This window comes from Succinivibrio sp. (assembly GCF_045124615.1).
GTDB lineage: Bacteria > Pseudomonadota > Gammaproteobacteria > Enterobacterales > Succinivibrionaceae > Succinivibrio > Succinivibrio faecicola.
In genome coordinates this window covers 1-7813 of sequence record NZ_JBGVMC010000063.1, presented here as the reverse complement: position 1 = coordinate 7813, position 7813 = coordinate 1, and the positions used below count along the sequence as shown (strand labels likewise).

General features: G+C 37.2%; 8 protein-coding genes. 6 read left to right on the top strand and 2 right to left on the bottom strand.

Features of this window, described 5'->3' with window-relative positions; genetic code table 11:
- Positions 1 to 1283 (bottom strand): transglycosylase domain-containing protein (locus tag ACJML3_RS01675; RefSeq protein ID WP_406020063.1); only part of this gene is annotated, 1283 nt, incomplete at its 3' end.
- A gap of 421 nt (positions 1284 to 1704) precedes the next feature.
- On the opposite strand from ACJML3_RS01675, the gene dksA reads away from it, so the two are divergent.
- The 6 genes from dksA (at position 1705) to ychF (ending at position 6826) form a co-directional block, all read left to right on the top strand.
- Complete coding sequence (dksA, locus tag ACJML3_RS01670; protein ID WP_219936980.1) at positions 1705 to 2166, top strand: RNA polymerase-binding protein DksA; 462 nt, start codon at positions 1705 to 1707, stop codon at positions 2164 to 2166.
- Between the two features lie 40 nt (positions 2167 to 2206).
- The gene (gene gluQRS, locus ACJML3_RS01665) at positions 2207 to 3064 is read left to right on the top strand and encodes a tRNA glutamyl-Q(34) synthetase GluQRS (RefSeq protein ID WP_406020061.1); all 858 of its coding nucleotides are present in this window, start codon (positions 2207 to 2209) and stop codon (positions 3062 to 3064) included.
- Positions 3065 to 3132: 68 nt separating this feature from the next.
- Positions 3133 to 4638, top strand: coding sequence for a polynucleotide adenylyltransferase PcnB (gene pcnB, locus ACJML3_RS01660; protein WP_406020065.1), 1506 nt, complete (start codon positions 3133 to 3135; stop codon positions 4636 to 4638).
- Positions 4638 to 5132 carry a 2-amino-4-hydroxy-6-hydroxymethyldihydropteridine diphosphokinase gene (gene folK, locus ACJML3_RS01655; protein WP_406020059.1) on the top strand — a complete coding sequence of 165 codons (495 nt, stop codon included), beginning with the start codon at positions 4638 to 4640 and terminating at the stop codon, positions 5130 to 5132. Before pcnB ends, folK begins: the two co-directional genes overlap by 1 nt.
- On the top strand, positions 5125 to 5721 hold the full coding sequence (pth, locus tag ACJML3_RS01650; RefSeq protein WP_406020057.1) for an aminoacyl-tRNA hydrolase: 597 nt from the start codon (positions 5125 to 5127) through the stop codon (positions 5719 to 5721). The genes folK and pth overlap by 8 nt, the downstream gene beginning before the upstream one ends.
- Positions 5722 to 5731: 10 nt before the next feature.
- The gene (gene ychF / locus ACJML3_RS01645) at positions 5732 to 6826 is read left to right on the top strand and encodes a redox-regulated ATPase YchF (RefSeq protein ID WP_406020055.1); all 1095 of its coding nucleotides are present in this window, start codon (positions 5732 to 5734) and stop codon (positions 6824 to 6826) included.
- 115 nt (positions 6827 to 6941) lie between these two features.
- On the opposite strand, the gene ACJML3_RS01640 is transcribed toward ychF, so the two are convergent.
- Positions 6942 to 7813 (bottom strand): universal stress protein (locus ACJML3_RS01640; RefSeq protein WP_406020053.1); only part of this gene is annotated, 872 nt, incomplete at its 5' end.

Here is a 7813-nt window from a genome sequence, read left to right as displayed (position 1 = left end):
ACAAGTAAAGCCATCTGATCAAGAGTCAGCTCTGATACTGGCACACCAAAATAAAAATAGGATGCCAATCCAAAACCGTAAATACCGGCTTTTCCATTCTGACCTAAATAGATTTCATTCATATAGGCTTCAAGGATCTGATCTTTTGTATAGCGTTGATTCATAATCAGCGCCATGATGATCTCTTTGAATTTTCGGATATAGCTGCGCTCTGAATTCAAAAAGTAATTCTTTACTAGCTGCTGAGTAATTGTAGAGCCACCTTCAACTACACCACCTGCTAGAGTGTTCTTTACAAAGGCTCTTCCTATTGCAAGGAAATTAACACCACAGTTGGTTCTAAATGATCTGTCCTCAATCTCAAGAAGAGTGGTTATAAGTGCAGGAGGAACATCACTTAACTGAATAAAGATTCTGTCCTCAGTAGGATCGATACGGTTTATTCTGTCTAATAAAACCGGATCCATTCTTACATAGCCTAATTCCTCTCTAGTATCAGCATTCTTTATACTTGCAACTCTGTGATCGTTAAAATCAATTACAAGAGCGATCTTGTCTTCTTTTAAATCAGGAAAATCAAAAGGACGTCTTATAAGAACAATTCTTGATGCTGATGCATTAACAGCATATTCACCAGGTATTCTTGGATTCTTAACCTTTCTGTATTTTAACAGTTCAAGCTCATACTCCATTTCCTTGAGTGAAAGCTTCTGATCAGGATATAACTCAAGAGGTCTTGAATAAACAACTGCAGGTAAAACCCATTTGTCATCAACACCGAATCTTGAAAGAATTACAGAATCAAAATAAACAAAAAGAATAAAGATGATAGCAAGTGATGCTGCAAATGACTTTAAAGAGAAAAGGACAAAACGCTTTTTTAGACCTTTTCCTTTTGTATCAGAGTCCTTTTTATTATTCTTATTTGGAACTTCTTTTTTGTTATCTTTTTTCATATCTTCATTTTCATCTTTTTGTAAGTTACTAGTAAACTCACGATTAGATGCATTATTTGATTCATCATTTAAAGGACTTGAAATTGCTTGAGTATCAATGCCTTGATTTATACTATTTTGTTCATCAGATGCACTTGACGAATCATATGTTTTATCTTCTCCTAATGATGGAGCTAGTCTGTTGTCTGAATCTGACTTTGTATATAAAGATGCTGAACCATCACCAAATGATGGTTCTACTCTTCCATCTTCAACTTCTGCACTGCTCTGTCTGTCTTCTTCATCTACAGCAGAGAAATGAGTTATAAAATCGTTTTTGTTATCCATGTCTACAGCTTTTTTTATACAAGAATGCGCCTATTATAACAAAAGATGATAGCTCTAATTACCAAATAATTAAGAGAGCAATTATCCATTTAAATCCTTTTAACAAAATTAGCTGTTCAAAAACAATTTCTTTATGTGTGTTTTTGTAAAAATGGACTTATCGTTCTGTCTTAATAAGAAAAATGTTAAGTCAATTCAAAATGCTGATATTTTGTCCGAATTTTGAAATATGTGAAAAATTAATGTGCAAGGATCGATATACTTCAAATTCTTGAGATATTTTCTTGATAGATATTAATATTTCTAGCATAATTGCAAGCTCTAAAAGGTTTTTAAATATAAAAACTTGATTTTAAAGTTTTTTACAGCATACTTAATTTAAAGATTAAACTGTCAACTGAACGGTATAAGGAAAACAACTATGGCAAGCGACGAAAAGAATGCTGCATCTTTTGCATCTATGGGCCCACTGGCTATTGCTGGTGTAGAGCCTTATCAGGAGAAGCCAGGTGAGGAGTACATGAATGAGAACCAGAAGGCTCATTTCAAGAAGATCCTTACCGCTTGGAGAGATCAGCTTCGCAACGAGGTAGATCGTACAGTAGGTCATATGAAGAGTGAGGCAGCAAACTTCCCTGATCCTCTAGACAGAGCTTCACAGGAAGAAGAGTTTGCTTTAGAGCTAAGAGCTCGTGACCGTGAAAGAAAGCTTATTAAGAAGATTGATAAGACTCTAGCTAAAATTGAGAATGATGAGTTTGGTTACTGCGAGCAGTGTGGTATTGAAATCGGCATCAAGCGTCTTGAAGCAAGACCAACAGCTGATCTGTGCGTTGACTGCAAGTCATTAGCAGAAATCAAAGAAAAACAGCTTGAAGGCTAATCTAACAAGAGCAGGTGGTATAAGCCACCTGTTTTTTTTTATGACTTATAAAGGTCGATTTGCCCCATCACCATCAGGAAGATTACATTTTGGCTCGGTTGTCTGTGCCGTTGCTGTATTTTTAAGAGCAAAAAGCCAGGATGGTCTTTGCTATCTTAGAATAGAAGATCTTGATCTTGAAAGATGCAAGATTGGCAATACAAAAGCAATTCTTGACGATCTAAATACTCTTGGTTTTGTCTTTGATGGAGAAGTCTTCATTCAGACTCAAAACAAAAAAAGATATTTAATGCAGGGAGACTATCTATTCACAAATAATGAAGCTTTCTACTGTAGCTGTACAAGAGCATTGCTCAGGCAAAGACCTTGCACCTGCTCATCTTTGCATCTTAACAAATCTGATAATACTGCTCTATTTTATAAGGTAAAAAACAATAAAGGCTGTTTTAATGATGTTCTAAGAGGGGATGTCTTTGTAGATAATATTCAAAACAGCGTCTGTCTTATAAGAAAGGACGGAATAATCTCCTACAATCTTGCCTGTGTTACTGATGATATTGATATGGGAATTACAGAAATCGTAAGAGGTGCTGATCTTATTGATATAACTCCTGTTCAGATTGAAATGTACGAAGCTTTTAAAGCCAGTAAACCTGATTATCTGCACATTCCGCTTGCACTTATGGATGAAAATCATAAGCTGTCAAAACAGAATCATTCAAAAGCAGCACTTGATCTGATGGCACCTGAAAAAGTACTGATAAAGGCACTTGAATTTTTAAATCAGGATATATCAAACCTGCATACTCTAAACTGCAGACAGATTTTGCAAAAAGCAGCAGACAGATTTACTTTAGGCAGTATAAATACAAACGATAAGGTGATTTCAATTAACTGATTTTTTAAATCTCATAGAATTGAAAAAAATGGTATAATGTCACAAATTTTTTATTCGGAGATGAAAAAATAAACATTCCACTTTTAAAGCTTGATGTTGCACAGTTAAAACAGCACAAAGAAAGCAGCAAAAAGAAGCTGTCAGCTTATACAATAAGTACCGATGAACTTGGACTAGATCTGTCTTTACTCTCAGAAAAAGCGGTAAAGTGCATAAGAATATTACAAGCTAGCGGTTTTAAGGCATATCTTGTTGGTGGATGTGTACGTGATCTGTTGCTTGGAAAAAGCCCAAAGGACTTTGACGTATCAACAGATGCAACACCAAATCAGATTGTAAAGATTCTTCCAAATTCAAGAATTATCGGAAGACGTTTCCAGATTGTTCATGCCGTACGCGGAAACGAAATTATCGAAATCACAACTTTCCGAAATAACAAGGTTCAGGCAAAAACAGGTGTCAGCCCAAAGATGTCAAACAGAGTCTCCGATCAGTCTGGCATGCTTTTAAGAGACAACGTTTTTGGAAAGAGCATCACTCAGGACGCTCAGCGCCGTGACTTTACCATAAATGCTCTATATCTTGATCCTGAAAGCAGACTCATTTATGACTACACTGGTGGTCTTTATGATCTTGTAAAAATGCAGATCGATATGATTGGCGATCCTTCTACAAGATATCTTGAAGATCCAGTAAGAATGATAAGAGCACTAAGATTCAGTGCAAAACTTGGCTTTAAGATAACCAAAAGAACAAGTGCGCCAATACAGAAGCTAAAAGAGAATCTTCTTGAGGTTTCAAATGCCCGTATGTATGAAGAGGTTAACAAACTCTTTTTAACTGGACATGGATATGAGAGTTTCTGCATTTTAAGACAGTTTGGTATCTTTGAGCTCTTATTCCCAGGAACAGTTGAACTGTTAAACAACAAGTCATATACAGACTTTGTTGAATATTCTCTTAAAAGCTCAGATGCGCGCTCTGCTATCAAAAAGCCTAATATGCCGCATTTTCTGTATTCTGTACTGCTCTATCCTGTTTTCAGACAGTCATACTATGAGATTGAAAGAGAGAATGAATACTCAATAAAACCTCTGACTCTAACTGAGCTTACAACCATTGCAGTTAACAATGTACTCAATGCTCAGTACAGTGTTACCGACATTCCTTATGCCACAACAGAAAGCATAACATCAATGTGGAGAACACAGATTCAGTTTGATACTGCAAACGAAAAAGCCGCTGCAGCACTATCTGAAAAGGGTATTTTCAGAGCAGCCTTTGATTTTCTGGTTATCAGATCATACTTCGAGCCATATCTTGAGCCTATGGTCACACTGTTAAGACCATACTATCAAAGAGCAAAAGAACTTGCTTTGCAGAGGATGAAGGAAAAAGAACAGCGTAAGATTGCAAAGAAAGAAAAGAATGCTTTAAAGCTTGAGAAGCGAAAAAAGAAAAAAGCAACAAGAGCTAATGCATCTTTTGATGATGAGCAGTATACATCAAAAGATAGACAGGAACAGTTAAGAAAAGCCAAAGAATGGCGTAAGGCAATGAAACTGGATATATAATGGCTGTTGCATTTCTTTCACTTGGCTCTAACATAGGAGACAGTAAATCTCTTATCAAAAACGCTCTTTTGGATATATCATCTCTTGATAGGGTAAATTCCTTAAAAGCGTCTTCTTTATACAGTACAAAGCCTGTAGGTTATCTTGATCAGGATGATTTTGTAAACGTCTGTGCAATAATCGAAACAACCTATGAAAAAGAAGAGCTATTAGAGCATTTTCAGAATTTAGAGCAAAAATACAAAAGAGTAAGACTGTTCAAGGATGGGCCTCGTACCCTCGATATTGATATTCTTACTTATGATGATGTTATATCAGATAAAAAAGAGCTTATACTGCCTCATCCAAGAATGCATGAAAGAGCTTTTGTTCTTATTCCGCTGATGGAAATTGCACCTGATGCCGTAATTGCAAAACATAACAAAAGTGTCAGTGAACTTGCAAACAAACTTCCAAAAGACCAGATTGAAGGTGTAAAAAAGATCAATGAGTAAAGATATCTGTCAGATCCGTCTTATCGTAGGACTTGGTAATGTCGGTAGTGAGTATGATCATACAAGACATAATATTGGCTACGATCTTTTGACTAAATTATGTGACAAATTCTCTGTAACATTAAGCCCTGAGGCAAAATTCTCTGGTTTAACAGGCAGAGGCAAAATTGCAGGCAGTGAGGTTAGATTCATCTTTCCAACCACATATATGAATGAATCAGGAAGAGCTGTTGGAGCCCTGGCAACTTTCTTTAAGATTAAGCCTGAGGAAATTTTAGTTCTTCATGACGATCTTGATCTTGAGCCTGGTTTTATGAAGCTTAAGTTTGCAGGCGGTCTTGCTGGCCATAACGGACTTAGATCAATCACAAAATGTCTTGCAAATTCTCAGAACTACTACCGTCTTAGACTTGGCATCGGAAAGCCACCATCAAAAGACGTTATAAGCTGGGTACTTGGAAGACCAAACAGTGCCGATCAGAACAAAATTGATGATGCCTATCAGACAGCAATGATCGGAATTGAAAAGCTGTTTACAGAAGGCGTTTCTAAAGCAACAGCATTAATCAACGGTTTCAAGCCAAATTAGGAGATAAAAAATGGGTTTTAAATGCGGTATCGTAGGTTTACCAAATGTTGGAAAATCTACCCTATTTAATGCATTAACAAAAGCTGGCATTGCAGCAGAAAACTTCCCTTTCTGCACAATCGAGCCTAACACTGGTATCGTACCGGTACCTGATTTAAGACTTGATGAGATTTCAAAGATTGTAAAACCTCAAAAAGTTGTTCCTACATCAATGGAATTCGTTGATATTGCAGGTCTTGTAAAGGGCGCTTCAAAGGGTGAAGGTCTTGGTAACCAGTTCTTAATGAACATCAGAGAAACCGATGCAATTGCTCATGTAGTTCGCTGCTTTGAAGACGAGAACGTTATTCACGTTGCAGGCCATGTTGATCCTGTATCAGATATTGAAGTTATCAATACAGAGCTTGCACTATCTGATCTTGATATCTGCTCAAAGGCGCTTTCAAGACTAGAAAAGAGAGCAAGAACCGGTGGTGATAAAGAAGCTCTAGCTCAGGTTATCGCATTAGAAAAATGTATGCCTGCTCTTGAAGAAGGTAAGATGTTAAGAACTGTAGATTTCACACAGGCTGATCGTGAAGCTTTAAGAAACTACAACTTCCTGACAATCAAGCCTGTAATGTACATTGCAAACGTATCAGAAGATGGCTTTACAAACAATCCATACCTTGATGCTGTAAAGAAGCTTGCTGATGAAGAAGGCTCAATTGTTGTTCCTGTATCAGCAGCTATTGAAGCTGATTTAGCTTCAATGGAAGATGAAGATAGAAAGGAGTTTATGGATTCACTTGGTATTGAAGAGCCTGGTCTTAACAGAGTTATCAGAGCAGGTTACAAACTGTTAGGTCTTCAGACATTCTTTACAGCCGGCGTAAAGGAAGTTCGTGCATGGACTGTTAAAGTTGGTGCTACAGCGCCTCAGGCTGCAGGTAAAATTCACTCAGACTTTGAGAAGGGCTTTATCCGAGCTCAGACTATCGCTTATGATGATTTCATCAAGTACAAAGGCGAACAGGGTGCAAAAGAGGCAGGTAAGCTTCGCTCTGAAGGTAAGGACTACATCGTTCAGGACGGAGATCTGTTTGAATTCCTCTTCAATGTATAAGCAGTTTTACAGATTGACTGTATAACTTGTAAAAAAAGACAGGCTTTGCCTGTCTTTTTTGTTGCTTACTAAAGCCAAAGATTAACTTTAGCTTTCGTTTAACTTACATTACAGATTACTTTAATGTATCTGCGTTAACAATAAAGATATCTCCCTTAATCTGCTCTAGAACTAGCTCACTTGCAGATGAATTGAGTGAACCGAAGAATGTGCTTCTTGGTGTTGAGCCCATGCATACCATACGAGCATTTAGAGTCTCACTTAATCTTGGGATCTCCTCATCCATTCTGCCGTTTAAAAGATGCATATTCTCTTTTTTGATATTATGCTTCTTTGCAAATTCCTCTGCTAACTGATGCTGGATCTTATCAAGACTTACAGCACCTACAGATGAGAGGATCTTTGACTGTTCAAGATTACCGCCCATTAAACCTGAGTTTTCAGGAGAGATGCAGTTTGCAACATGTACAACACCATCAAATGCAGAAGCAAATTTTGATGCTGCGTTGTATAAAACCTCATCTAGCTTTTCAATATGAGCAACTTCTGTAAAATCGATTGCAAGAATAACATTCTGTCCTAATGTAGCAGTCTGAGTTGCCTGCTTTACTACAAGTAGTGGTAAACGGCTCTTTCTCATGATTGAGCTATCAATAGAACTTACGAACATGTCTCTTAAGGTATGACGCTTATTAGCAGAGATAACCTCAAGGCTGCAGTCTTCTTCCTGAGCAGCATCGATAAAGCCTTTTGCTACATCCTTATTGAATACAACTTTTAATGAAAAATTTTGAATGCTTGAGTACTTTCTCTTTAACTGTTCAAAAGCAGAGGTTTCTCGAAGAGTTATCTGCTCCTTTTCCGAATCCTTAAAATCATTGATTACACGAATAGCTACAACCTCGATCTCTGGAACCATACGTGCATACTGAGCTGCTCTATCAAGTGCTGGCTGAACATCACTAGGCTTTAACAGAACTGCAAATT